The 22,197-nt window shown below is 72.7% G+C and carries 19 protein-coding genes and 1 pseudogene; 10 read left to right on the top strand and 10 right to left on the bottom strand.

The genetic code is table 11. The features are described 5' to 3' along the window. Positions 1-33: 33 nt before the first annotated feature. Positions 34-873, top strand: a pseudogene (locus ASD48_RS01130) (SAM-dependent methyltransferase). 64 nt (positions 874-937) lie between these two features. On the opposite strand, the gene ASD48_RS01125 reads toward ASD48_RS01130, so the two are convergent. Continuing rightward, on the bottom strand, positions 938-2,383 hold the full coding sequence (locus ASD48_RS01125) for a PLP-dependent aminotransferase family protein (protein WP_057599445.1): 1,446 nt from the start codon (positions 2,381-2,383) through the stop codon (positions 938-940). A 59-nt stretch (positions 2,384-2,442) separates the two neighbouring features. Between ASD48_RS01125 and ASD48_RS01120 the strand changes: the two genes are divergently transcribed. After that, entirely contained in the window at positions 2,443-2,940 is a 498-nt protein-coding gene (locus ASD48_RS01120; protein WP_057599444.1) for a carboxymuconolactone decarboxylase family protein, read from the top strand. A gap of 293 nt (positions 2,941-3,233) precedes the next feature. On the opposite strand, the gene ASD48_RS01115 is transcribed toward ASD48_RS01120, so the two are convergent. The 3 genes from ASD48_RS01115 to ASD48_RS01105 all read right to left on the bottom strand — a co-directional run bounded on the left by ASD48_RS01115 (position 3,234) and on the right by ASD48_RS01105 (position 6,206). After that, a complete protein-coding gene (locus ASD48_RS01115; RefSeq protein ID WP_057600935.1) occupies positions 3,234-4,721 on the bottom strand; it encodes a glutamate synthase subunit beta in 1,488 nt (495 codons plus the stop codon). 151 nt (positions 4,722-4,872) lie between these two features. Further along, on the bottom strand, positions 4,873-5,352 hold the full coding sequence (locus tag ASD48_RS01110) for an anthrone oxygenase family protein (RefSeq protein WP_057599442.1): 480 nt from the start codon (positions 5,350-5,352) through the stop codon (positions 4,873-4,875). Between the two features lie 56 nt (positions 5,353-5,408). Beyond that, entirely contained in the window at positions 5,409-6,206 is a 798-nt protein-coding gene (locus ASD48_RS01105; RefSeq protein WP_199875606.1) for a DUF2293 domain-containing protein, read from the bottom strand. 124 nt (positions 6,207-6,330) lie between these two features. On the opposite strand from ASD48_RS01105, the gene ASD48_RS01100 reads away from it, so the two are divergent. Both ASD48_RS01100 and ASD48_RS01095 read left to right on the top strand, forming a co-directional pair. Next, on the top strand, positions 6,331-6,972 hold the full coding sequence (locus ASD48_RS01100) for a uridine kinase (RefSeq protein WP_199875604.1): 642 nt from the start codon (positions 6,331-6,333) through the stop codon (positions 6,970-6,972). A 242-nt stretch (positions 6,973-7,214) separates the two neighbouring features. Then, positions 7,215-7,649: a CBS domain-containing protein gene (locus ASD48_RS01095; RefSeq protein ID WP_057599440.1), complete on the top strand. Its 435-nt coding sequence runs from the start codon at positions 7,215-7,217 to the stop codon at positions 7,647-7,649. Positions 7,650-7,811: 162 nt separating this feature from the next. Here ASD48_RS01095 and ASD48_RS01090 read toward each other — a convergent pair whose 3' ends face one another. Continuing rightward, positions 7,812-8,939: a magnesium and cobalt transport protein CorA gene (locus ASD48_RS01090; protein ID WP_057599439.1), complete on the bottom strand. Its 1,128-nt coding sequence runs from the start codon at positions 8,937-8,939 to the stop codon at positions 7,812-7,814. Positions 8,940-9,219: 280 nt separating this feature from the next. On the opposite strand from ASD48_RS01090, the gene ASD48_RS01085 reads away from it, so the two are divergent. After that, positions 9,220-10,014 carry a methyltransferase gene (locus ASD48_RS01085; RefSeq protein WP_057600933.1) on the top strand — a complete coding sequence of 265 codons (795 nt, stop codon included), beginning with the start codon at positions 9,220-9,222 and terminating at the stop codon, positions 10,012-10,014. A gap of 232 nt (positions 10,015-10,246) precedes the next feature. Here ASD48_RS01085 and ASD48_RS01080 read toward each other — a convergent pair whose 3' ends face one another. Next, the gene (locus ASD48_RS01080) at positions 10,247-11,218 is read right to left on the bottom strand and encodes a PfkB family carbohydrate kinase (protein ID WP_057599437.1); all 972 of its coding nucleotides are present in this window, start codon (positions 11,216-11,218) and stop codon (positions 10,247-10,249) included. Positions 11,219-11,505: 287 nt separating this feature from the next. Beyond that, entirely contained in the window at positions 11,506-12,414 is a 909-nt protein-coding gene (locus tag ASD48_RS01075) for a pseudouridine-5'-phosphate glycosidase (RefSeq protein WP_057599435.1), read from the bottom strand. 99 nt (positions 12,415-12,513) lie between these two features. Between ASD48_RS01075 and ASD48_RS01070 the strand changes: the two genes are divergently transcribed. Then, positions 12,514-12,942 carry a VOC family protein gene (locus ASD48_RS01070; protein WP_057599432.1) on the top strand — a complete coding sequence of 143 codons (429 nt, stop codon included), beginning with the start codon at positions 12,514-12,516 and terminating at the stop codon, positions 12,940-12,942. Between the two features lie 49 nt (positions 12,943-12,991). On the opposite strand, the gene ASD48_RS01065 is transcribed toward ASD48_RS01070, so the two are convergent. From ASD48_RS01065 to ASD48_RS01055, 3 genes are all read right to left on the bottom strand, one after another. Continuing rightward, positions 12,992-14,344: an MFS transporter gene (locus tag ASD48_RS01065; RefSeq protein WP_057599431.1), complete on the bottom strand. Its 1,353-nt coding sequence runs from the start codon at positions 14,342-14,344 to the stop codon at positions 12,992-12,994. A 68-nt stretch (positions 14,345-14,412) separates the two neighbouring features. Next, on the bottom strand, positions 14,413-14,967 hold the full coding sequence (locus ASD48_RS01060; RefSeq protein WP_057599428.1) for a methylated-DNA--[protein]-cysteine S-methyltransferase: 555 nt from the start codon (positions 14,965-14,967) through the stop codon (positions 14,413-14,415). 83 nt (positions 14,968-15,050) lie between these two features. Beyond that, a complete protein-coding gene (locus tag ASD48_RS01055) occupies positions 15,051-15,923 on the bottom strand; it encodes a glycerophosphodiester phosphodiesterase family protein (protein ID WP_057599427.1) in 873 nt (290 codons plus the stop codon). Positions 15,924-16,195: 272 nt separating this feature from the next. Here ASD48_RS01055 and ASD48_RS01050 point away from each other — a divergent pair, with 272 nt between their 5' ends. The 4 genes from ASD48_RS01050 (at position 16,196) to ASD48_RS01035 (ending at position 22,092) form a co-directional block, all read left to right on the top strand. Continuing rightward, entirely contained in the window at positions 16,196-17,059 is an 864-nt protein-coding gene (locus tag ASD48_RS01050) for an MHYT domain-containing protein (protein WP_057599425.1), read from the top strand. A gap of 88 nt (positions 17,060-17,147) precedes the next feature. Next, positions 17,148-19,292: an excinuclease ABC subunit UvrB gene (gene uvrB / locus ASD48_RS01045; protein WP_057599423.1), complete on the top strand. Its 2,145-nt coding sequence runs from the start codon at positions 17,148-17,150 to the stop codon at positions 19,290-19,292. A 159-nt stretch (positions 19,293-19,451) separates the two neighbouring features. Further along, positions 19,452-20,030, top strand: a complete 579-nt coding sequence (locus tag ASD48_RS01040; RefSeq protein WP_057599421.1) for a TerD family protein — start codon at positions 19,452-19,454, stop codon at positions 20,028-20,030. Positions 20,031-20,085: 55 nt separating this feature from the next. Then, positions 20,086-22,092: a TerD family protein gene (locus tag ASD48_RS01035; protein WP_057599420.1), complete on the top strand. Its 2,007-nt coding sequence runs from the start codon at positions 20,086-20,088 to the stop codon at positions 22,090-22,092. Positions 22,093-22,197: the final 105 nt, after the last annotated feature.

The raw sequence follows: 22,197 nt of genomic DNA, 5'->3' as shown, positions 1-22,197 counted from the left end.
CATCATCCGCGTCTCATGCTTACGGAGTGCCTCATGACCGGGCAGGACCCCACCGGAGCCGTCGAGATCGACACCAGCAAGCCCCATCCCGCCCGGATGTACGACTGGTACCTCGGCGGGAAGGACAACTACCCCGTCGACGAGTGGGGGTACCGCCCACGTCCTTGAGGCAGTGGGGGAGGGCCGGCAGATGCTCGCCCTCGACCCGCGCGTGCCGGTGATGGCACGAGTCAACCGGGCCTTCATGCACCGCTCCACCCGCCGGCTGGCCGCGAACGGCGTACGGCAGTTCCTGGACGTCGGCACGGGCATCCCGACCGAGCCCAACCCGCACCAGGTCGCCCAGCGGATCGCGCCGGACGCCCGGGTGGTCTACTGCGACAACGACCCGATCGTCCTGGCCCACGCGGCCGCCCTGCTGCGCAGCACGTCGGAGGGCGTCACGGAGTACCTCCAGGCGGACGTCCGCGACCCGGACGCCATCATCGCGGGGGCCGGGAAGATCCTGGACCTCGACCGTCCGGTGGCGCTGTCCCTGGTCGCGCTGCTGCACTTCGTCTCCGACGAGGACGGCGCCCACGACCTGGTGGACCGGCTGCTCGCCGCGCTGCCCTCCGGCAGCTGTCTGATGATGACCCACGCCACCGCGGACTTCTGGAGGAGTCGGCGGCGGCCACGGCGAAACCGAAGGCGGCGGGCGTCACCCTCGCCCTGCGGTCCCGCGAGGAGTTCACCCGCTTCTTCGACGGACTCGACCTGGTCGAACCCGGCGTCGCGGTGGTGCCCGAGTGGCACCCCGAGCTCGGCGAACCGGTGCCGGGACAGGACGACGGCGTGATCCCGGGCTACGGGGCGGTGGGCCGCAAGCTCTGAGGCCACCGCCGCATCCGGGGACCCGCGCGCCGTGGGACGTCCGTGGGACGTCTCGCGGCGCGCCTTATCCGGGGGCGGGGCCGCGCCGCCCGTCCGGCGGCGGCAGGATCCGGCACAGGGCGTCCAGGGCCGCCGCGTAGGCGTGCTCCGGCGGTGTCGCGTAGCCGACGACGAGCCCGTCCTCCGGCGCCATGTCGGTCGCCGGATGCCGGAAGGCGGCCAGGCCGTCCAGGGCGACGCCCTGCCAGGCGGCCGCCTTGAGCGCGGACCGCTCGGTGCCGGGCGGCAGCCGCAGCACCGCGTGGAGACCGGCCGCGACTCCGGTGACCTCGACGTGCGGCGCCTGCGCGGAGAGCGCCTCGACCAGCCGGTCCCGGCGGGCGCGGTAACGCTGCCGCATGCGCCGTACATGGCGGTCGTACGCCCCGGACGCGATGAGGTCGGCCAGACTCAGCTGATCCGGGGCGCTCGCCCAGGCCTCCCGCTCGCCCTTGGCCGCGAGGACGCCGTCGACATACCGCTCGGGCAGCACCATCCAGCCCAGACGCAGCGCGGGCGACAGGCTCTTGCTGACCGAGCCGAGGTAGATCACCCGCTCGGGATCGAGCCCCTGGACGGCCCCGACGGGCTTGCGGTCGTAGCGGAACTCCCCGTCGTAGTCGTCCTCGAGCAGGACCCCGCCACGCGCGCGTGCCCAGTCGATCACGGCCGTCCGGCGGCTCGCGTGCAGGGGGCCACCGGTCGGGAACTGGTGCGCGGGGGTGAGCAGCACCGCCCGCTCGCGGTCCAGCCGCTCCACGAGCGCGCCGTCCGCGTCCAGGGGCAGCGGAGTCGTCCGCACGCCCGCCGCCGCCAGCAGCCCCCGGTGGAAGTCCAGGCCGTACGCCTCCACGGCCAGCGGACCGCGCGGGAGCCCGCTGCCCGGGCCGAACAGGAGCCGCAGCGCGTGCGCGAAGCCCGAGCAGATCACGATGCGCCCGGGCTCGGTGCGCACGCCACGCGCGCGTGCCAGGTACTCGGTGAGCGCCTCCCGCAGTTCCCGGCGGCCGGCCGGGTCGCCCGGACCGAACACCTCGTTGGGCGCCTGCTGGAGAGCCCGCCGGTAGGAGGCCAGCCAGGCCGCGCGCGGGAACGACGACGCGTCCGGGGTGCCCTGCCGCAGGTCGTGCCGGGGGCCACGCGCGCGTGACGGTGCCTTGACGGGGGTGCGCGCTGCGGGCCGCAGGGGTTCCGTCCGGTCGGCGACCCGCGTACCCGATCCCTGCCGGGCGGTCAGCCAGCCCTCCGCGACGAGCTCCGCGTAGACGTCGGCCACCGTGTTGCGGGCGACGCCCAGGTCGGCGGCGAGCGAACGGTACGGCGGCAGCCGGGTGCCCGGCGGCAGGCGCCCGCCGCGCACGGCCTCGCGCAGCGCCCGGATCAGCGCGGCCCGCCGGCCGCCCGGACCGGACAGCTCCACATGCAGGTCGGCGCCGATCCGCTCCGCGGAATTGACCCACGAATCCACCATGGAAATGCACCCTACAGGGGGTCTTTCCGACCCGTAGGTTGAGGGACATGACGCAAGACATGACAACGAGCGACGCGGGTACCGGCGAGGCGGCGGCGGTGGTCGGACGGCCCCGCCTCGACTTCGGGAAGACCGCGGGCAAGGCGTTCCGCGCCCTCATCGGCTTCGACGCCGCCGCCCGCGAGGGCCTCGACCCCGCGCTCGTCGAGCTGATCCAGATCCGCGCCTCGCACCTCAACCACTGCGCCTACTGCCTCCACATGCACACGAGCGACGCCCGCAAGGCCGGCGAGAGCGAGGAGCGGCTGCACATGGTCGCCGTCTGGCGCGAGGCCCGCCACTTCTTCACCGAGAAGGAGCAGGCGGCCCTGGCCCTCACGGAGGCCGTCACGCTGGTCGCCGACGGCGGCGTCCCGGACGACGTCTACACCGAGGCCGCCGCCCGCTTCGACGAGCGCGAGCTGGCCCAGGTGCTGGCCCTGATCTGCGCGATCAACACCTGGAACCGGGTCGCCCTGGCGACGGGCAAGGTGGCCGGGACGGACGGGCGCCGCTGAGACGGGCGCCGCCGACCCGGGCGCCGCCGAGACGGGGCTGCTTGAGACGGGGGCCGCCGAGACGGGCGCCGCTGGGCCGGGCCGTGCTGGGGCGGGCGCCGCCGTGGAAACGAGGGCCGTTCGAACGCGGGCCGCTGGAGCGAGGGCGGCTCAAACGGGGGCCGCTGAATCGAGGACGGCTGAATCGAGGACGGCTGAATCGAGGGCCGCTGAATCGAGGGCCGCTGAAACGATCCGGCCCAGGGTTGTCCCGGACGCGACGTGGGCGGGTGCCCTCTTCCGGACGTCCCGGTCTAGCTGCTCATCGGACGGTCGTACGGGCCGATCGGCGCCGGCAGCCGCGAACTTCCCGTCAGATGGCGGTCGACGGCCGACGCCACCGCCCGCCCCTCCGCGATGGCCCACACGATCAGCGACTGCCCGCGCGCCGCGTCCCCCGCGGCGAACACGCCGGGGACGTTCGTCGCGAAGTCGCCGTCCCGAGCGATCGTGCCGCGCGTCTCCAGCGTCAGCCCCAGCTGCTCGACGAGCCCGTCCTCCCGGTCGGGCCCGGAGAAGCCGAGGGCCAGCAGCACGAGGTCGGCGGGGAGCGCCCGCCCGGTGCCCTCCACCGGCCTGCGTCGCGCGTCGACCTCGACGAGGTGCAGCGACCGCACGTGTCCCGTGTCGTCACCGGTGAAGCGGAGCGTGGACGCCGCGAACAGCCGCGCGTCCGCGTCCGCCGCCGGCGCGGACTCCAGATCACGCGCCTCCTCGTGCGCCGCCGAGAGCCGGTAGATCTTCGGATACGTCGGCCAGGGGTCGGTGTCCTCGTCGCGCTCGGGGCCGGGCTGCGCGTAGATGTCCAGCTGGGTCACGGACGCGGCGCCCTCGCGCACCGCCGTGCCCAGGCAGTCGGCGCCCGTGTCACCCCCGCCGACGATGACGACGTGCTTGCCGGCGGCCGACATCGGGGACGACTCCAGGTCCCCCTCGCCCACCCGGTTGGCCAGCGGCAGATACTCCATCGCCTGCTGTATGCCGGTCAACTCACGCCCCGGAACATGCAGTTCACGCCATTCGGTCGCCCCGGTGGCGATCACCACGGCGTCGTAGCGGGCCCGCAGATCCGCGGCCATGACGTCCCGCCCGACCGTCGTCGAGGTGCGGAACTTCGTCCCCTCGGCCCGCATCTGCTCGATCCGCCGCTCCAGGTGGTGCTTCTCCATCTTGAAGGAGGGGATCCCGTACCGCATCAGTCCGCCGATCCGGTCGTCCTTCTCGTAGACGGCGACCGTGTGACCGGCCCGCGTCAACTGCTGTGCCGCGGCCAGCCCGGTGGGCCCGGAACCGATCACCGCGACCGTCTTGCCGGACAGCCGGTCCGGGGGACGCGGCGGCGTCAGGCCGTCCGCCCAGGCCCGGTCGGCGATGGCGGCCTCGACGTTCTTGATGGTGACGGCGGGCTGGTTGATGGCGAGGACGCACCCGGCCTCGCACGGGGCCGGGCACAACCGGCCGGTGAACTCGGGGAAGTTGTTCGTCGCGTGCAGCCGGTCGCTCGCCGCCCGCCAGTCCTCCCGGGACACGAGGTCGTTCCACTCGGGGATCAGGTTGCCGAGCGGACAGGCCTCGTGGCAGAACGGGACGCCGCAGTCCATACAGCGGTCGGCCTGCTTGCTGACGATGGGCAGCAGCGCTCCGGGGACGTACACCTCGTCCCAGTCCCGCACCCGCTCCTCGACCGGCCGCCGGGGCCAGTCCTCGCGGGGCGTGGTCATGAATCCCTTGGGATCGGCCATGGGCGTCTTCCTCGCGTACGCGTACGACAGGCCGAGCGTCATCGGGCGGCACTCTTTCGGCCACGATACGTCGCGTCGGGCACCCACGCAGAGTGGCGGACAGCGCTTTCCGCAGTGGGCGTCCGGTGCCCCGTCGCATGTCCGTGCGCGGTCAGGCCAGAGCCAGGACGTACACGACTGCCGAGACCCCGGACGCGACCGCGCGCACGTGGTTCCACCGCGTCCACTGACGCAGGTAGACCGGCCAGTACGTGACGGCCTCCGGCGTGCCCGGCTCCAGCTTCGCCAGGGCCTCGTTGCGCGGCACGTTGGCCGCCACGGTCACCCCGAACGCCCCGCACAGGTACAGCGCGCTGCCCAGCAGCAGGTGGACCGTCCCGTCGTCCGGCCACAGCACGAAGGTCACCACGGCGATCACCGCGCACACCACCGCCGCACCGAGGAACAGGACCATGAACGCCGGCGTCATCGCCGAGGAGTTGATCGCGTTCATCGCCGCGACACCCTGCGCGGGCGGCAGCGCGGCGAGACCCCGCATCACCAGGACCGAGAAGGCACAGAAGACCCCGGCCATCAGCCCCGTCGTCACCGTGCCCACCATCGCGAGCACCTCATAGGGTCCATCGATCATGACAACGTCAACTCCCACCCGTAGTGCGGAGATCTTGCCCGGGTCCGTCCCTCACCTCAAGTGAAATCCTGTTCATGATCGGTGACCATGGCCGAAACGCGCGAGGACATGCGCGGCCGTCCACCAGGCTGCCGTCCGCGCCCGGGGGCCGTCCCGTCCGTCCCGCCGGCTCCGTCCCGCCACCCCCGTGTCCGGGCCTCCACGTCCGGCGCGATCCGCCGGCGCGCCTCGTACCGGGGCACCCCGCTCATCAGCAGCCGGTCGTACGGCGTGTCCAGATGCCGTACGGACGCCACGACAGCGGAGACGACGGCCCCCTCGGACAACGCCCGCCCGGCGGCGCTGCGTCCCACCCGGCCACTGCCCCGCACGGAGGCATGCGCGGCGATCCCGCGCGCCCGCTCTCCCGGGCAGCCGGGGAACAGCCGCAGGATCTCCGCCGCGAACGCCTCCGCGAAGCGCTCGTCCTGTGCCGCCCTGCGCCGCGCGTCCCGGATCCGGCGCCGCTGCCGTGCCTCGGCGTCCGCCAGGCACCGTTCCTCGGCCCGGGTGAGCGCCACCTCCTCGACCAGCACACCCTGGCGTTCGTAACGCCCCTTGCGCCGGTTGAAGCGGACCACCACCGCCGACAGCCCGCTCTCCTCCCGCGACCTGCGGGTCAGCGCCGCGTCCCCGCGCGGCAGGAACACCAGGTGCCCGAGATCGGCGCAGTCGAGGCAGCGCGGCGCGGCGTCCTCCAGGACCAGCATCGGCAGCGGCCCGCGGCGGCACCCGGCGCAGTGCTTCCGCCTGAGCGGCTGGACGACGACGAACCCGGTGCGGGGCGCGGAAGCGGGGAGGGCTGCGGCTGCCATAGGGCCTTCATGCCCCCTGGCGGACGCGGTGGCACCTGGCCGCCGGCCCGTGGGCGGGAGGGACCTCCGCCGACGGGCTCGGCCCGCACCGGGGCCGGGCGGCCGGACCGGCGCCTGGCGCATCATGGGCCGTGTGCGACTCGAAGCGATCACCTGGGAACGGCTCGGCGACCTCCTCGCCGAGCGGCTGCTCGACCTGAAGCCCGACGACGGCATCCGTTGGCCGCGCATCGCCTTCGACGGGGCACCTGCGGCCCGTCCAGGAGACCTCGCCGAGCGGGTCGCCGAGGCCCTGCGCACCCGCGGCCGCCCCTCCCGCGTCGTGGACACGCACGGCTTCCTGCGCCCCGCCTCCCTCCGCCTGGAGTACGGCCGTCACGACGTGGACGCCTACTACGACGGCTGGTTCGACACCGGCGCCCTGTGGCGCGAGGTGTTCGATCCCCTCGAACCCGGCGGCGACGGACGGATCCTGCCCGATCTCCGGGACCCCGTCAGCGACCGCGCCACGCGCAGCCCCTACGTCCCGCTCCCGCCCGGCGGCTTCCTGCTGCTGCACGGCCCGTTCCTGCTGCGGCACTGGTTCCCCTTCGACCTGACCGTCCACGTCCTCCTCTCCCCGCCGGCCCTGCGCCGGCGCACCCCGGAACCCGACCACTGGACGCTGCCCGCCTTCGAGCGATACGTCCAGGAGACCGATCCGGCCGCCGCGGCCGACGTGCTCGTCCGCGCGGACGACCCCCGCCACCCGGCCTGGGGCGGCTGATCCCGCGCCGGGCCGGACGGCCCGAACCACGGGACGGCGCCGCGTACTTGCGCGGAGCGCCCCGGAACCCCGTGGAGCGCCCGGGGTGCTGTGCGACGGCGGGCCGGGCGGCGCGGTGGCGGGCCTGGCGTGCCGCACGCTCCGGGTGCGGGCCTCGGGTCACGCGGCAAGAATGTAGGGCGCCGGGACTAGCGGTGCCCCTTCCCGCGCCGCGCCGGCCGTCCGGCACCGGGAGGTACCGCATGACCACCGCCGGAGACATCATGCACCGGGGCGTCCAGTGGATCCCCGCCCACGAGACCCTCGACCGCGCCGCCCAGCTGATGCGCGAACTGAACGTCGGCGCGCTGCCCATCAGCGACGAGAACGAGCGGCTCTGCGGGATCCTCACGGACCGGGACATCGTCGTCGGCTGCGTGGCGATGGGGCACGATCCCGCCAAGGTCACCGCCGGCGAGATGGCCCAGGGCACACCGCGCTGGATCGACGCGGGCGCCGACGTCGGCGAGGTGCTCCACGAGATGCAGGAACACCAGATCCGCCGGCTGCCCGTCATCGAGAACAAGCGCCTGGTGGGCATGATCAGCGAGGCCGACCTCGCCCGGCACCTGCCCGAGGAGCAGATCGCCACCTGGGCCGAGACCGTCTACGCCAGGTCCGGACCCGCCCGGCACTAGAGCCCTGACAATTCTCAAAGCTCCGGACGGCTTCGGGCGGCTCCGGGCTGCCGTGGGCGTCCGCGGGCATCTCCGGCAGCTCTGAAAGTGCTGCCGGTCCTGGGCCCTGGGCAGTTCTGGTGGCGGCGGGAGAGGTTGCCGGGGCCGGGCCGGTGCGGTCGTTCAGAGCCAGCCGTTGCGGCGGAAGCCGCGGTACAGGACCCAACAGGCGACGGATATCACGCCGACGACCAGCGGGTAGCCGAACCTCCAGTGCAGTTCCGGCATGTGCTCGAAGTTCATGCCGTACACCCCGCACACCATCGTCGGCACGGCGATCACCGCGGCCCAGGCCGTGATCTTGCGCATGTCCTCGTTCTGCGCGACCGTGACCTGCGCCAGGTGCGCCTGAAGGATCGAGTTGAGCAGCTCGTCGAAGGCGGCGATCTGCTCCGTCGCGCGCAGCAGGTGGTCGGAGACGTCCCGGAAGTAGGCCTGTATCTCCGGATCGACCACCCGGACCGGCCGGTCCGCGAGGTCCAGGAGCGGACGACCGAGCGGCACCACCGCCCGCTTCAGTTCGAGGAGTTCACGCTTGAGCTGGTAGATGCGACCCGGATCCGCCCGTGCGCCGTTCGCCGCGAAGACATCCGTCTCGACCTTGTCGATGTCCTCCTGCACGGAGTCGATGACGTTGAGGTAGTCGTCCACCACATGGTCCGCGACCGCGTGCAGCACCGAGGACGGCCCCTTGGCCAGCTGAGTCGTGTCGGACTCCAGCTCCTCGCGCAACGGGCCAAGCGACCCGTGCCGGCCGTGCCGCACGGTGATCACGAAATCCCGGCCGACGAACACCATGATCTCGCCGGTGTTGACCACCTCGCTGGTCGCCGTGAGCTCCTCGTGCTCGACGTAGCAGACCGTCTTGAACACCGCGAACAAGGTCTCCCCGTACCGCTCGACCTTCGGCCGCTGATGGGCCTCGACGGCGTCCTCGACGGCCAGCGGATGCAGGTCGAAGAGCTCGGCGATACCCGCGAACTCGTCGTTCGTCGGCTCGTGCAGGCCGAGCCACACGAACCCGTGGCCCTGCTTGCGCACCCGCTCCACCGTCTCGACCAGATCGCCGCCGCGCGGTGCGCGGACACCGTCCCGGTACGCCACGCAGTTCACCACCGAGGAACCCAGCGGGGACCGCGCGGGGTGACTCAGGTCGACCCGCGGCCGCCGCCGGGCCAGCCGCGCCACCCTGCGCAGGCCGCCGACCCTTCCGAGGCCGGTCACCTTCCGCAGATTCCCCGCCATGGTCATCTGGGTCTCCTTGCGTGTATCTCTGCGAGCCGCGTTCCCGCGTCCTGGCGCGCCAGTCTGCCAGGCCCGCGCATGCCGCGGGTAAGCCTGTGGACAGGGCCGGTTCCGCTTTGTTCCCGCCTGTGGACGACGGATGCCCCGGCCCGCTCACGAGACCGGTGGGCCCCCGTTCCCGGTACGGGTTCCCGGCGTCGCCGACCGCGTCCGGGCCGGTGGTCCCGTCCCCGTCCCGGCCGCGTCGCCGACCTCCGGCGAGCGGGACAACTGGGATGATCGGGGCATGACGCGAACCGACGGGTACCTTCTCGACAACCGGCAGCCCGAGGCGGGGGAACGCTTCGACGCCCTTGCCGCCCTCTTCGATGCCACGACGCTCCGCCACTTCGAGGCGTTCGGGGTCGGGCCCGGCTGGCGCTGCTGGGAGGCCGGCGCCGGCGGTACCTCCGTGGTGTCCTGGCTGGCGAAGAAGGTCGGTCCGACGGGCAAGGTCCTCGCGACCGACATCGACACCTCCCGGCTGACGTCGGTCGCCCGCCCGCCGGTCGAGGTACGCGTCCACGACCTCGGCACCGAGGCACCGCCGATGGAGGGCTTCGACCTGGTGCACGCCCGGCTCGTGCTGGTCCACGTGCCGGACCGGGAGCGGGCGTTGCGGTCGATGGTCAAGGCGCTGCGACCGGGCGGACGGCTCCTGATCGAGGACGCCGACCCGGCCCTCCAGCCCCTGCTCTGCCCCGACGAGCACGGCCCCGAACAGCAGCTGGCGAACCGCCTGCGGCACGGCTTCCGCAAGCTCCTGGCCGGCCGGGGCGCCGACCTCTCCTACGGCCGCAGGCTCCCGCGTCTGCTCCGCGAGGCCGGGCTGCGCCGGGTCGAGGCCGACGCCTACTTCCCCGTCACCTCACCCGCCTGCGCGGTCCTGGAGTCCGCGACGGTCCGTCAGATCCGCGGCGAACTCGTCGGGGCGGGCCTCGCGACCGACGAGGACATCGACCAACACCTGGCGAACGTCGCCTCCGGAATCATGGACCTGGCCACGGCGCCGATGATCTCGGCGTGGGGACGGAAGGAGTAGCGGCGTGAGCGGGCGGGCGGCGGGAGCGGCACGCGGCGTGAGCGGCAGAAGGTGTCAGCGGTGGGCGGCGTGAGCGACAGGAGGCGTCAGCGGTGGCAGGGGTGGAGCACGTCCGCCCCGCGCCGGCGGCGCCGAGCGCGGCCGCCGACGCCGTCGCGGTGATCGGCAGGTCCTGGCGCCTGCCGGGAGCGGCCTCGCCCGAGGAGGCGGGAGCCCGCCCGGCGTGGTGTCCTCAGCCTGCGTGGGCGCGGTAGGTCGCCGCCGCCGCGCCGTCGCCCCGCGCGGGAGGTCTGCCGCCCACCCGTTCCACCGCCCGGGCCCCCGCCCGGCACCCCTCCGCCGCCGCGGCCCCGGCATCGGCGCCCGAGAGCAGCGCGGCGAGGAAGGCTCCGGTGAAGGCGTCACCGGCGCCCGTGGTGTCCAGGGGTGTCGCCGGAGCGGCGGGGACGCGGACGAGCACCGCGCCGTCACGGGCCACCAGCGCCCCGTCGGCCCCCTCCTTGGACACCACCAGCGGGACCAGACGGCTCAGCGCGGCGGCGGCGCCCGCCCCGTCACGCAGCCCGGTCAGCAGACAGGCCTCGGCACGGCTCGGCAGCAGCACGTCCACTCCCTCGACGAGGGACAGGAAGCGGTCGACGCCCAGGTCCACCAGGAAGCCCGCCGACGCGGGATCGAGACTCACCGGCACTCCGCGCGCGCGTGCCGCCGCCGACGCCGTGCCCACCAGCGCGCGCCCGGACTCCGAGAACAGCAGGTAGCCCGACAGGTGCAGCCGGCCGACCCCGTCCAGGAGGGCGTCCGACCAGTCGCCCGGGTCGAGCCGCAGGGACGCGCCGCTGTCGGTGAGGAACGTCCGCTCGGCCGAGGCACCGGTGTCGACCAGGCAGATCACCGTCCCGGTGGTCGCTTCCGGGTCGACGACGAGCCGTGGCCGCACCCCGCAGGCGGTCAGCTCCCGTTCGTGCCAGGCCGCCGAGTCCGCACCCACCCGGCCGAGGAGACGCACGTCCGCACACCCCCAATGCGCGGCCCAGCACGCCACGTTGGCGCCCGCGCCGCCGGGCAGGGTCCGGATCACCGAGACCGTGTCCGTACCGGAGGCCAGCGGGCCCCGATGGCGGGCGACGACATCCGTCACGACGTCCCCGACGACCAGCAGCGCCCCGCTTCCCGACCCGCCGACCCCGAAACCCCCGGGCACCCTCCCACCCGGCTCGCAACTCGTTCCCGTTCCCGGTCCCGACCCCGGTCCCGGCCTCGATCCCGTTCCCGACCTCGGTCCCGGCTCCCATCCCGGCCCCGGCCCCGGCCCTGATCCCGGCCTCGGCCCCGACCTTGATCCCGGTCCCTGCTCCGGCCCCGACCCCGGCTCGGAACTCGACGCCGGCCTCGTCCCCGGCCCGGATCCCGGCCTCGCCCCCGATCCCGCATCCCGGATCGGCTCGTCGGCGTCGTCCGGACCGCCGTCCGTCCGGACCGGTCGGGCGGTCATGCCTCGGCCCACGCCGTCGCGATCCGCGCCGCCAGCCGTACATTGCCGCGCACCGCCGCCAGATTGGCGCTCAGGGACGCGCCGTCGGTGTGCCGGACCAGGTAGTCGAGCAGGAACGGTGTGACGCCCTGGCCGGTGACGCCGGCCTCCTCGCACGCGTGCAGCGCGTCGGCGAGCACACGCGCGTGCAGCCCGGGATCGAGCTGCTCCTCCTCGGGAACCGGGTTGGCGACGATCAGCGCGGACTCCGGACCGCCGAGCGCGTCCTGGGCCCGCATCACGTCGGCCACCTCGCCCGGGGTCCGCACCGTCCAGTCCACGGGATGCCCCGAGTCGGACAGGTAGAACCCCGGAAAGCGCTCGGTGTCGTACCCGGCGACGGCGACGCCCAGAGTCTCCAGCCGCTGGAGGGTCGCCGGCACGTCCAGAATCGATTTCACTCCCGCGCACACCACCGTGATCCGGGTGCTCGCCAGCAGCCCCAGGTCGGCCGACTCGTCCTGGGTGACCGTCCACTCCCGGTGCACCCCGCCGAGCCCGCCCGTCGCGAACACCCGCACCCCCGCCAGCGCCGCCAGCAGGGCCGTGGCCGAGACGGTGGTCGCCCCGCTCGCCCCCGAGGCCACGGCGAGCGGCAGGTCGCGATGGCCCAGCTTGCGGAAGCCGTCCTCGTTGGCGACCCGCTCCAACTGCTGCTTGTCCAGGCCCACATGGGGCCGCCCGTCCAGCACGGCGATCGTCGCGGGTACGGCGCCCTCCGCGCGTACGACCTCCTCGAGCTCCAGCGCCACCTGGAGGTTGCGCGGGCGGGGCAGCCCGTGCGAGATGATCGTGGACTCCAGGGCCACCACGGGTCGACGCGCGTCGACCGCGTCCCGCACCTCTTCCGACACCACCAGCACCACGCGCCCGCCTCCTGTCCGTCGGTCTCCCCTCATCTCTGGCGGGCGGCGCGCCCGGTCAAACCCTTGCGGCCTGTGGAGCAGGACACCAGCCTGGGAGGTATGACGGACAACACGACACGTCTCGACCATGTGGTCCTGTGGGTACGCGACCCGATAGCCGCCGCCGACTTCTACGAGAAGGCCGTCGGCCTGGAGCCCGTACGGCTCGCCGAGTTCGCCGCCGGAGAGGAACCGTTTCCGTCCGTACGCGTCAACGCGGAGGCCATCCTCGACCTCATGCCGCTGTCGATGGCCGAGCGGATGAGGATGCTCCCGGGTGCCGCCGAGAGCGCGGGGCATCCCGTGAACCACGTCTGCCTCGCCCTGCCGCGGGGCGACTTCGACACGCTGCTGGCCCGCCTGGAGGAGCGCGCCGTCCCCGTGTCGGACGTCTCGCACGGCTCTTTCGGCGCCCGCGGCGAGGCCACGCGCAGCTTCTACTTCCGCGACCCGGACGGCAACGTCATCGAGGCACGACACTACGACTGACCTGGCCACCACTGGCGTACGCAGGCCGGCGTACCTACGACTGCCGTACCTACGACTGCCGTACGCCAGGCGGGCTGTCCTCCGCAGCCGTGCTGGAGCTGCCGTCGTTCCCCTTGCCGTTCCCGTTCCCGTTCCCGTTCTTGGTCCCGGTCCGGGTGAACAGCACCAAGGCGGCCAGCGGGACGAGCAGAGCCGCCGCGGCGGCATTGAGCCACGCGTAGCTCGCCTGCGCGACGATCAGCCCGGCGATCGCTCCGCCGAACCCCGCCGAGGTGTTCATGGTGAGATCGGAGATCCCCTGGGCGGCGGCGCGCGCGGACTGCGGCACCGAGTCCGTCAGCAGCGCGGAGCCCGACACGAGGCCGGCCGACCAGCCCAGCCCGAGCACGAAGAGCCCGGCGGCGGTCTGCCCGTGGTGCTCGCCCGCCGTCCCCGCCAGGAACATCGCGACGGCCAGCAGCCCGGCCGCGAGTCCCGCCACGGAGAGCCTCCCCACCCGGTCCGCCAGCCGTCCCATCAGCGGAGCGAACGCGTACATGCCCGCGATGTGCCCGCTGATGACCAGCCCGATCAGATCGATGCTCGCGCCGTGGTGGGTGAGGTCGAGCGGGGTCATCGACATGACCGAGACCATCGCCGTGTGCGACACGGCCACCGTCACGAGGGCGAGCCGCGCGCGGGGCGAGGCGGCGACGGCCGCCAGACCGGCACGCAGGGAACGGGCCTGCGGGGACCGCTCCTCCAGCGGCGCGAGCGCGCGGGCCGTCAGCAGCGGGTCGGGGCGCAGCAGAACGGCCACCAGAACCGCCGCCAGGACGAAGATCCCGGCGGCCCACAGGAAGGGGCCCGCGGCCTCGGGTATGCCGAGTCCGGCGACGCTCCGGCCGGCGGGCGCGGCGATGTTCGGGCCGAGGACCGCGCCGATGGTGGTCGCCCACACCACGTTCGAGATGGCCCGGGCACGCCGCTGCGGCTCGGCCAGGTCGGCGGCGGCGAACCGCGCCTGGAGGTTCGCGGAGGACGCCGCGCCGAACGCCGCCATGCCGCACAGCAGCAGCGGGTAGTTACCGGCCCGCGCCCCCACCACGACGACACAGGCGCCCAGGGCCCCCACCAGATAGGCCAGTACCAGCCCCGGCCGGCGCCCGCGCGCGGTCATCAGCGCGGCCATCGGCACGGACAGCACGGCCGTACCGGCGACGGTGGCGGTGGGCGCGAGGCCGGACAGCGCCTCGGTGCCGCTGACCTGCCGGGCCAGCACGGCGGACAGGGCGATGCCGGTGGCGACGCCGAGCCCGCCGAGGATCTGGCTCGCGACCAGCACCCCGGTCGTGCGGCGCCGCAGTGCGGGCAGGAGGGCGGCGTCGACGGGCGCGGACCCGGCGCGCTCGACGGCGGTCACGGCCCGCGCCGGACCGTCGCGCGGCCGTGGCGACGGCCGGGGGATGTGGTCACCGGCGCAGTGTCCCCTCAGAACAGCGGCTCGGGTAGTACCCCTTCCAGCGCGAGCAGCTTCCGCTTGGTCTCCAGACCGCCCCCGAAACCGCCGATGCCGCCGTTGCTCTCCACCACCCGGTGGCAGGGCACGACGACCGGCAGCGGATTGGCGCCCATCGCCACTCCGACCGCCTGCGCCGCCAGCGGCTGTCCCACCCGCCTGGCGAGATCGCCGTAGCCGACGACCGCCCCGTACGGGACGCCGGACTCGAGTTCGCGGAGCACCTGCCGGTTGAAGCCCGAGATCAGCGACCAGTCCAAGGGCAGCTCGAAGGCCCGTCGCTCACCGGCGAAGTAGGCCTTCACCTGGCGTATCGCCTCGGCCAGCAGCGGGGAGCCGGGTGCCTCGACGGGCTCGGTGCCCAGTCGGGCCGCGAGCCGGCCGAGCGCCTGGTCGCGTACCGCGTCGGTGGCGTGGAACACGACGTTGAGCAGGCCCTCACCGGTCGCGGCCAGCAACAGCGGACCGATGTCGGTGCCGACGACGGTCCATACGACCCGCTGCTCTTCCTGCCCGTGGCTGTCCATGCGCCCACCGTACGACCTGGCACCGACAACGCCCCGGGAGGTCGGCACGGCCCCCTCCGCACCGCGCCCCGGGGCTGCCGGCGTCAGTACCCGTACAGGGCCCGCCGCACCACGTCGGGCTTGTTGGTGATCACGCCGTCGACGTCGTACGCGGCGACGGCCTCGGCGGTCGCGGGGTCGTCGACGGTCCAGGCGAAGACCTTCATCGGCTTGCCGTGCGGACCGGTGAGCGCGTGCACGGCGGAGACGTACGCGGGGGAGAGGGCGGTGTACGACGGATTGATCAGGTCGGCGAAGCCCGCGAACCGGGGCAGGTCCGAGACGGCCGGCCTCCCGAGCAGACCGGTCCGCACCCCGGGCTTCAGGTCGTGGAGGGTCCGCAGGCTGTCGGCGCTGAAGCTCTGCACGATCAGCCGGTTCGTGAGGTGCCGCCGGTCCAGCCAGCCCTCGTTGGCCAGCAGCTTGAGGGTCTGCTGCTCGATCCCCGGATACAGTTCGGGGTTCTTGACCTCCAGGAGCAGCTTCTGGTGGTGCCGCTCGACCCGCTCGACGTACTCCTTCAGCGTCGGCACCCGCGTACCGGTGTACGCGGCGCCGAACCAGCTTCCCGCGTCGAGCCGGGCTATCTCGGCCGCCGTGAAGTCCCCCACCTTCCACGGGGCCCGGCCGGGGAAGACCTCCTCGGCGTCGGTCGTACGGTGCAGGGTGTCGTCGTGGATCACCACGAGCTCGCCGTCCTTGGTGCGCTGGACGTCGTTCTCCACCCACAGGATGCCCAGCGAGGCGGCCTCGTCGACGGCGTCCAGGGTGTTCTCGGGGGCGTGGGCGGAGGCGCCCCGGTGGGCGATCACCGCCGGCCGGAAGGCGCCGCCCGCGCGGGCGTCGTGAACGGGGAGCAGGAGGGCGACGATGCCCAGGACCGCGGTGGCGGTCGCGGCAACTACGCGCGCGTGCATGCGTACTCCTCGCGTCGGGCCATCACCTACAGCTCAACAGTGACAGCAGAGGGTCGACGCCGGAGGGGTACAGGATGACCACAGAACGAAGGGAGACCCCGGAGGCCGCTCACCGGTGCCGCACATGTGCGACAAGGGCGTGTTTCTTTGCCGGAAAATCGTTCGACCATTCCGGTGGGGGTCATACTCTCTCTCAGCCTTGACCGCGCTCAGCGGTCCCGGGGAGGGGCGAGTTTCAGAAGATCAAGCAACAGGGCGAAGGGCTACCGCGCATGCACGGCACGGTCGACGGTTTCAGCTACGGACTCGTCACACCGCTGGTGGCCTACCTCATGGCCTGCCTCGGCGGGGCTCTCGGTCTGCGCTGCACCACGAGAGCCCTGCTCGTCGCCCAGTCCTGGCGCCCGGGATGGCTCGCCCTCGGCTCGGCGGCGATCGGTTCCGGCATCTGGACCATGCACTTCATCGCGATGATCGGCTTCACCGTCGACGGCGCCCCGATCCACTACGACAAACCGATGACCTACGCGAGCCTGGGCGTCGCCATCGTCATGGTGGGCGTGGGGATCTTCATAGTCGGCTACCGGGGAGCGAGCGGAACGGCGCTGTTCACCGGGGGCACCATCACCGGCCTGGGCATCGCGTCGATGCACTACCTGGGCATGGCCGGAATGCGCTTCAACGGCACCTTCGAGTACAACACGCTCACCGTCGCCACCTCCGTCGCCATCGCCATGGCGGCCGCCACCGCCGCCCTGTGGGCCGCCGGACAGGTCAGGGGCTTCCTGTGGAGCGTGGGCGCCAGCCTGGTCATGGGGCTGGCCGTGACCGGCATGCACTACACCGGGATGGCCGCCCTGAGCGTCCATCTGCACACGGGCGCCCCGACCGCGGGTGACTCTCCCGCCGCCCTCCTCGCGCCGATGCTGATCGGTCCCCTCGCCTTCCTCTGCCTCGCGGGCGTGGTCGTGATGTTCGATCCGCTGATGGTCATGGGCAAGCCCGACTGGACCCCCGCCGAGCACAAACCCGGCGTCCCGGCGCACCCACCGGCCCCGCACCCGACGCGGCGCTCCCAGCTCCGCAGCCGCCGGAAGGTGCCGCACCGCGAGTCCCGGACCCCGCAGAACCGCTGACTCCCGCACCCGCGGGCCCACGGGGGCCGGCCCTCGCGAAACCGCTGATCGGACCCCGTTGTCAGTGGGGGGTCGTACGGTGGATGGCATGCGGCCCGTTTCTCACATCGAACGCACGGTGGCGCCTTTCGAGGTCGTCAGTCCCTACCAGCCCAGCGGCGACCAGCCGGCGGCCATCGCCGAGCTGGCCAAGCGCGTCGAGGCAGGTGAGAAGGACGTCGTCCTGCTCGGCGCGACCGGCACCGGAAAGTCCGCGACCACGGCGTGGATGATCGAGAAGCTCCAGCGCCCCACCCTGGTGATGGCGCCGAACAAGACCCTGGCCGCCCAGCTGGCGAACGAGTTCCGCGAACTGCTGCCGAACAACGCGGTGGAGTACTTCGTCTCGTACTACGACTACTACCAGCCCGAGGCGTACGTCCCGCAGTCGGACACCTACATCGAGAAGGACTCCTCGATCAACGAGGAGGTCGAGCGTCTGCGCCACTCCGCGACCAACTCGCTGCTCACCCGCCGTGACGTCGTCGTGGTCGCCTCCGTCTCCTGCATCTACGGCCTCGGCACCCCGCAGGAGTACGTGGACCGCATGGTCCCGCTCCGGGTCGGCGACGAGGTCGACCGGGACCAGCTGCTGCGCCGCTTCGTCGACATCCAGTACACGCGCAACGACCTGGCGTTCAGCCGTGGCACCTTCCGGGTGCGCGGCGACACCATCGAGATCTTCCCGGTCTACGAGGAGCTCGCCGTCCGCATCGAGATGTTCGGCGACGAGATCGAGGCCCTGTCCACGCTGCACCCGCTCACCGGCGAGATCATCAGCGACGACCAGCAGTTGTACATCTTCCCGGCCACGCACTACGTGGCGGGCCCCGAACGCCTGGAGCGGGCCGCCAACGACATCGAGAAGGAGCTGGGCGAGCGCCTGGCCGACCTGGAGAAGCAGGGCAAGCTCCTGGAGGCCCAGCGGCTGCGCATGCGCACCACGTACGACCTGGAGATGCTCCGCCAGATCGGTTCCTGCTCGGGCGTCGAGAACTACTCGATGCACTTCGACGGCCGTTCGCCGGGCTCCCCGCCGAACACCCTGCTCGACTACTTCCCGGACGACTTCCTGCTCGTCATCGACGAGTCCCATGTCACCGTCCCGCAGATCGGCGCCATGTACGAGGGGGACGCCTCCCGTAAGCGCACCCTCGTCGACCACGGCTTCCGGCTGCCCTCCGCCCTGGACAACCGCCCGCTGAAGTGGGAGGAGTTCCAGGAGCGCATCGGGCAGACCGTCTACCTGTCGGCGACCCCCGGCAAGTACGAGCTCTCCCGCGGGGACGGCACCGTCGAGCAGATCATCCGTCCCACCGGTCTGATCGACCCGGAGGTCGTCGTCAAGCCGACCGAGGGTCAGATCGACGACCTGGTGCACGAGATCCGCACGCGCGTGGAGAAGGACGAGCGTGTCCTGGTCACCACGCTCACCAAGAAGATGGCCGAGGACCTCACGGACTACTTCCTGGAACTCGGCATCCAGGTGCGCTACCTGCACAGTGACGTCGACACGCTGCGCCGGATCGAGCTGCTGCGTGAGCTGCGGGCCGGCGAGTTCGACGTCCTGGTCGGCATCAACCTCCTGCGGGAGGGACTCGACCTGCCCGAGGTGTCCCTGGTGGCGATCCTCGACGCCGACAAGGAGGGCTTCCTGCGCTCCGGCACCTCGCTGATCCAGACCATCGGCCGCGCGGCGCGCAACGTCTCCGGTCAGGTCCACATGTACGCCGACAAGATCACGCCGGGCATGGAACGGGCCATCGAGGAGACCAACCGCCGCCGGGAGAAGCAGGTCGCCTACAACACCGCGAACGGCATCGACCCGCAGCCGCTCCGCAAGAAGATCAACGACATCGTCGCCCAGATCTCCCGCGAGGAGGTCGACACGGAGCAGCTGCTCGGCTCCGGCTACCGCGCGAAGAAGGACGGGCGGGGAACCAAGGCCCCGGTGCCCTCCCTCGGCGGCAAGGCGGCCAAGGGCACCAAGTCCAAGGCGGCCAAGGGCAGGTCCGAGGAGACGGTGCCGACGGACCGTCCCGCGGCCGAACTCGCCGGGCAGATCGAGGAGATGACGGAGCGGATGCGGGCCGCCGCCGCCGACCTCCAGTTCGAGGTCGCTGCCCGGATCCGCGACGAGGTCTCCGAGATGAAGAAGGAACTGCGCCAGATGAGGGAGGCGGGTCTGGCCTGACGGACGCCTGCGGTCGTCGTGCCCCGCCCCGCACGCCCTGTGTTGCAAGACCGACACAAAGTGCGGGCCTGGGTACGGCACCGTCAGTGCCTTTGCGTAGGGTTTCCGTCAACCGCGGGCTCGCGGCAACAGGGGACAGCTCGAGAGGGGAATCAGCGCGTGACCGTCAACATGACCAAGGGTCAGGCCATCAGTCTTCAGAAGAACGACGGGGGCAGCCTGACCGCGGTGCGCATGGGTCTCGGCTGGCAGGCGGCGCCGCGGCGCGGCCTGTTCGGCTCCCGGACGCGGGAGATCGACCTCGACGCCTCCGCGGTCCTGTTCGCCGACAAGCAGCCGGTCGACGTCGTCTTCTTCCGTCACCTGGTGAGTGACGACGGCTCGGTCCGTCACACCGGTGACAACCTCGTCGGCGGTGTCGGCCAGGGCGGCGACGACGAGGCGATCCTCGTCGACCTCGCGCGCGTGCCGGTCCACATCGACCAGATCATCTTCACGGTGAACTCCTTCACCGGGCAGACGTTCCAGGAAGTGCAGAACGCCTTCTGCCGTCTGGTCGACGAGACCAACGGCCAGGAGCTCGCGCGCTACACGCTGGCGGGCGGCGGCGCCTACACCGCCCAGATCATGGCGAAGGTGCACCGGGTGGGCGGGGGCTGGAACATGACGGCCCTCGGCGCTCCGGCCAACGGCCGCACCTTCCAGGACCTGATGCCCGCGATCCTGCCCGCGCTGTAGGGCGGAGAGCGGCACCCGAGACAACACCACACGCGACGCAGGGGGACGACAGGCGATGACGGCCGAGCTGGTGCGGGGGCAGAACCACCCGCTCTCCCAGGTCCGCCTCGAGATCCGGGTCTCGGCCGGCAGGCCGGTCATGGCGGTTGCCACACTCGGTGACGAGAGCGGCAAGGTCCCCGGCGTCGAGTGGGTGGCCCACCCCGGCGTACCCACACTGCCCGGCCTGGAGGTCTCCCGGCAGGCGGCCGCCGACCACCGTCTCGCGGTGGACCTGGACGCCGTGTCGGCGGCCGTGCACCGGGTCAGTGTGCTGCTCGCGCTGCCCACGGGCGTCGGCGGGCCGGTCAGCTTCGGCTCGGTCGCGGCCCCCTTCGTAGCGGTCACCGGTCTCGACGGCACGGAGGTCGCCACCTACACCATCACCGGTCTGGACGCGGAGTCGGCGGTCATCGCGCTGGAGCTGTACCGGCGGCAGGGCGCCTGGAAGGTGCGCGCCGTCGGCCAGGGCTATGCGGGCGGCCTCGCCGAACTCCTCACCGACCAGGGTCTGACGCAGGCGCACCGCCTCGCGGCCGGCATCAACGACGCCGTGGTCCAGGGACTGGCCCGCTCGGTGCAGGCGCCGCCGCGTACCGCCGACGGCGACCGCTCCCGGCAGGCGGCCGCGTCCGCCCTCGGCCCGGACCAGAGCGGCTCGCCGTACGGCACCCAGGGCACCCAGGGCGGTGCCGGCCCGTACGGGGCGACCCAGAACCCGCAGGGCCCCTCGGCCCCGGGCTACCCGGCGGGCGCCACACCGGCGGACCCCGACGCCACCCAGCCGACGCCACCCACGGCCGGTGGCCCGATCGACTACAGCCATCCGCGTCGGCAGAACGCCGCTCCGCCCCCGCCTCCGCCCACCGCGCCTCCGGCCCGGCCCGGAGAGCCCGCCCGGCCCGTCGCCGGAGACGCGACCGGCTGGTCCATGGAGGAGCGGCTCTACAACCAGGTCTGGGGGATGTTCGAGGACCTGGCCCGCAGCACGGCCGCGTACCGCAGCGCCGTCGACTTCGCCGACACGCGGATGGAGAAGGAGCTGGACCAGGTCCTGTCCGATCCGCGCAGCAGGATGGGCGGCCAGGGCGACGCGGCCCGCGAGGCGGCCCAGGCCAAGCACGTCCAGCTCGTCGACCAGGCCCGGGAGGCTCTGGACCGGGATCTCGTCCAGCTCGGCGCCGAGGCCGATGTGGTCGAACCGGCGCTGCCCGCGGCGTACGCGCGCTGGGACAACCCCGTCTGGCACGCCTACCGCGTCCCCATGGAGATGCCCATGGCCGTGCGCCTGGGCGATCTGCACCTTCCCGAGAGCGACCCGCTGCGCATCCCGATGCTGGTGAGGCTCCCGCTCGAGCGCGGTCTGTGGATCGACAGCGGGCGGTCGGGCCTGTCCGACGGGTCGTTCGCCGACTCCCACGAGCTGCGCCGCCTGGCCATGGAGTCGGCCGTGGCGCACACGGCCCGGCTGCTGGCGGTGCATCCGGCGGACGAGTTCACCGTGCACGTGGTCGATCCGGCCGGTTCGGGTGCCCGAGAACTCGCGCCACTGGTGCAGAGCGGCGTGCTCGCGGCCCCGCCCGCGGTCGGCGCGGCCGGAGTCGCGGCGGTTCTGGGACGGCTCACCGAGCGGGTCGACCTGGTGCAGATGGCCGTGCGCGGCGGGATGGCCGACTCGTTGCCGCCCGGCTTCGACACGGCCCAGCAGCTCCTGGTCGTCAACGACTTCCCGCACGGCTTCGACGACCGTGCCGTGACCCAGCTGCGCTACCTCGCGGACGAGGGACCCGGCGTCGGTGTCCACCTGATGATGGTCGCGGACCGGGAGGACGCCGACAGTTACGGTCCGTTGCTGGATCCGCTGTGGCGTGCGCTGCTGCGGCTGACACCGGTGGCCGAGGATCACCTCGCCGACCCCTGGGTGGGGCATGCCTGGACGTACGAGCCGAGCCTTGTGCCGCCCGGCAGCCAGGTGCTGCAGCAGGTCCTCGCGCAGGTCGCGGCAGCCCGCGCCAAGTACTAGTAAAGTCCTCTGACCAGGAGATTTGGCTTTTCTTTTACCAATCGCTTTACCTTCTCTTGGTGGTTGGGGTACTGTTTTCCTCACGGAGGGGAGTACTCCTGCTGC

It is taken from the genome of Streptomyces sp. Root1310 (genome assembly GCF_001426425.1).
In the GTDB taxonomy this organism is placed as follows: domain Bacteria; phylum Actinomycetota; class Actinomycetes; order Streptomycetales; family Streptomycetaceae; genus Streptomyces.
This window is presented reverse-complemented; position numbering and strand designations above follow the sequence as displayed.

Excerpts from the sequence above, each read along its gene's own strand:
- ASD48_RS01125 (WP_057599445.1), bottom strand. The coding sequence starts at position 2,383 with ATGGTGGATTCGTGGGTCAATTCCGCGGAGCGGATCGGCGCCGACCTG.
- ASD48_RS01120 (WP_057599444.1), top strand. The coding sequence starts at position 2,443 with ATGACAACGAGCGACGCGGGTACCGGCGAGGCGGCGGCGGTGGTCGGA.
- ASD48_RS01115 (WP_057600935.1), bottom strand. The coding sequence starts at position 4,721 with ATGGCCGATCCCAAGGGATTCATGACCACGCCCCGCGAGGACTGGCCC.
- ASD48_RS01110 (WP_057599442.1), bottom strand. The coding sequence starts at position 5,352 with ATGATCGATGGACCCTATGAGGTGCTCGCGATGGTGGGCACGGTGACG.
- ASD48_RS01105 (WP_199875606.1), bottom strand. The coding sequence starts at position 6,206 with ATGGCAGCCGCAGCCCTCCCCGCTTCCGCGCCCCGCACCGGGTTCGTC.
- ASD48_RS01100 (WP_199875604.1), top strand. The coding sequence starts at position 6,331 with ATGGGCCGTGTGCGACTCGAAGCGATCACCTGGGAACGGCTCGGCGAC.
- ASD48_RS01095 (WP_057599440.1), top strand. The coding sequence starts at position 7,215 with ATGACCACCGCCGGAGACATCATGCACCGGGGCGTCCAGTGGATCCCC.
- ASD48_RS01090 (WP_057599439.1), bottom strand. The coding sequence starts at position 8,939 with ATGACCATGGCGGGGAATCTGCGGAAGGTGACCGGCCTCGGAAGGGTC.
- ASD48_RS01085 (WP_057600933.1), top strand. The coding sequence starts at position 9,220 with ATGACGCGAACCGACGGGTACCTTCTCGACAACCGGCAGCCCGAGGCG.
- ASD48_RS01070 (WP_057599432.1), top strand. The coding sequence starts at position 12,514 with ATGACGGACAACACGACACGTCTCGACCATGTGGTCCTGTGGGTACGC.
- ASD48_RS01060 (WP_057599428.1), bottom strand. The coding sequence starts at position 14,967 with ATGGACAGCCACGGGCAGGAAGAGCAGCGGGTCGTATGGACCGTCGTC.
- ASD48_RS01055 (WP_057599427.1), bottom strand. The coding sequence starts at position 15,923 with ATGCACGCGCGCGTAGTTGCCGCGACCGCCACCGCGGTCCTGGGCATC.
- ASD48_RS01050 (WP_057599425.1), top strand. The coding sequence starts at position 16,196 with ATGCACGGCACGGTCGACGGTTTCAGCTACGGACTCGTCACACCGCTG.
- uvrB (WP_057599423.1), top strand. The coding sequence starts at position 17,148 with ATGCGGCCCGTTTCTCACATCGAACGCACGGTGGCGCCTTTCGAGGTC.
- ASD48_RS01035 (WP_057599420.1), top strand. The coding sequence starts at position 20,086 with ATGACGGCCGAGCTGGTGCGGGGGCAGAACCACCCGCTCTCCCAGGTC.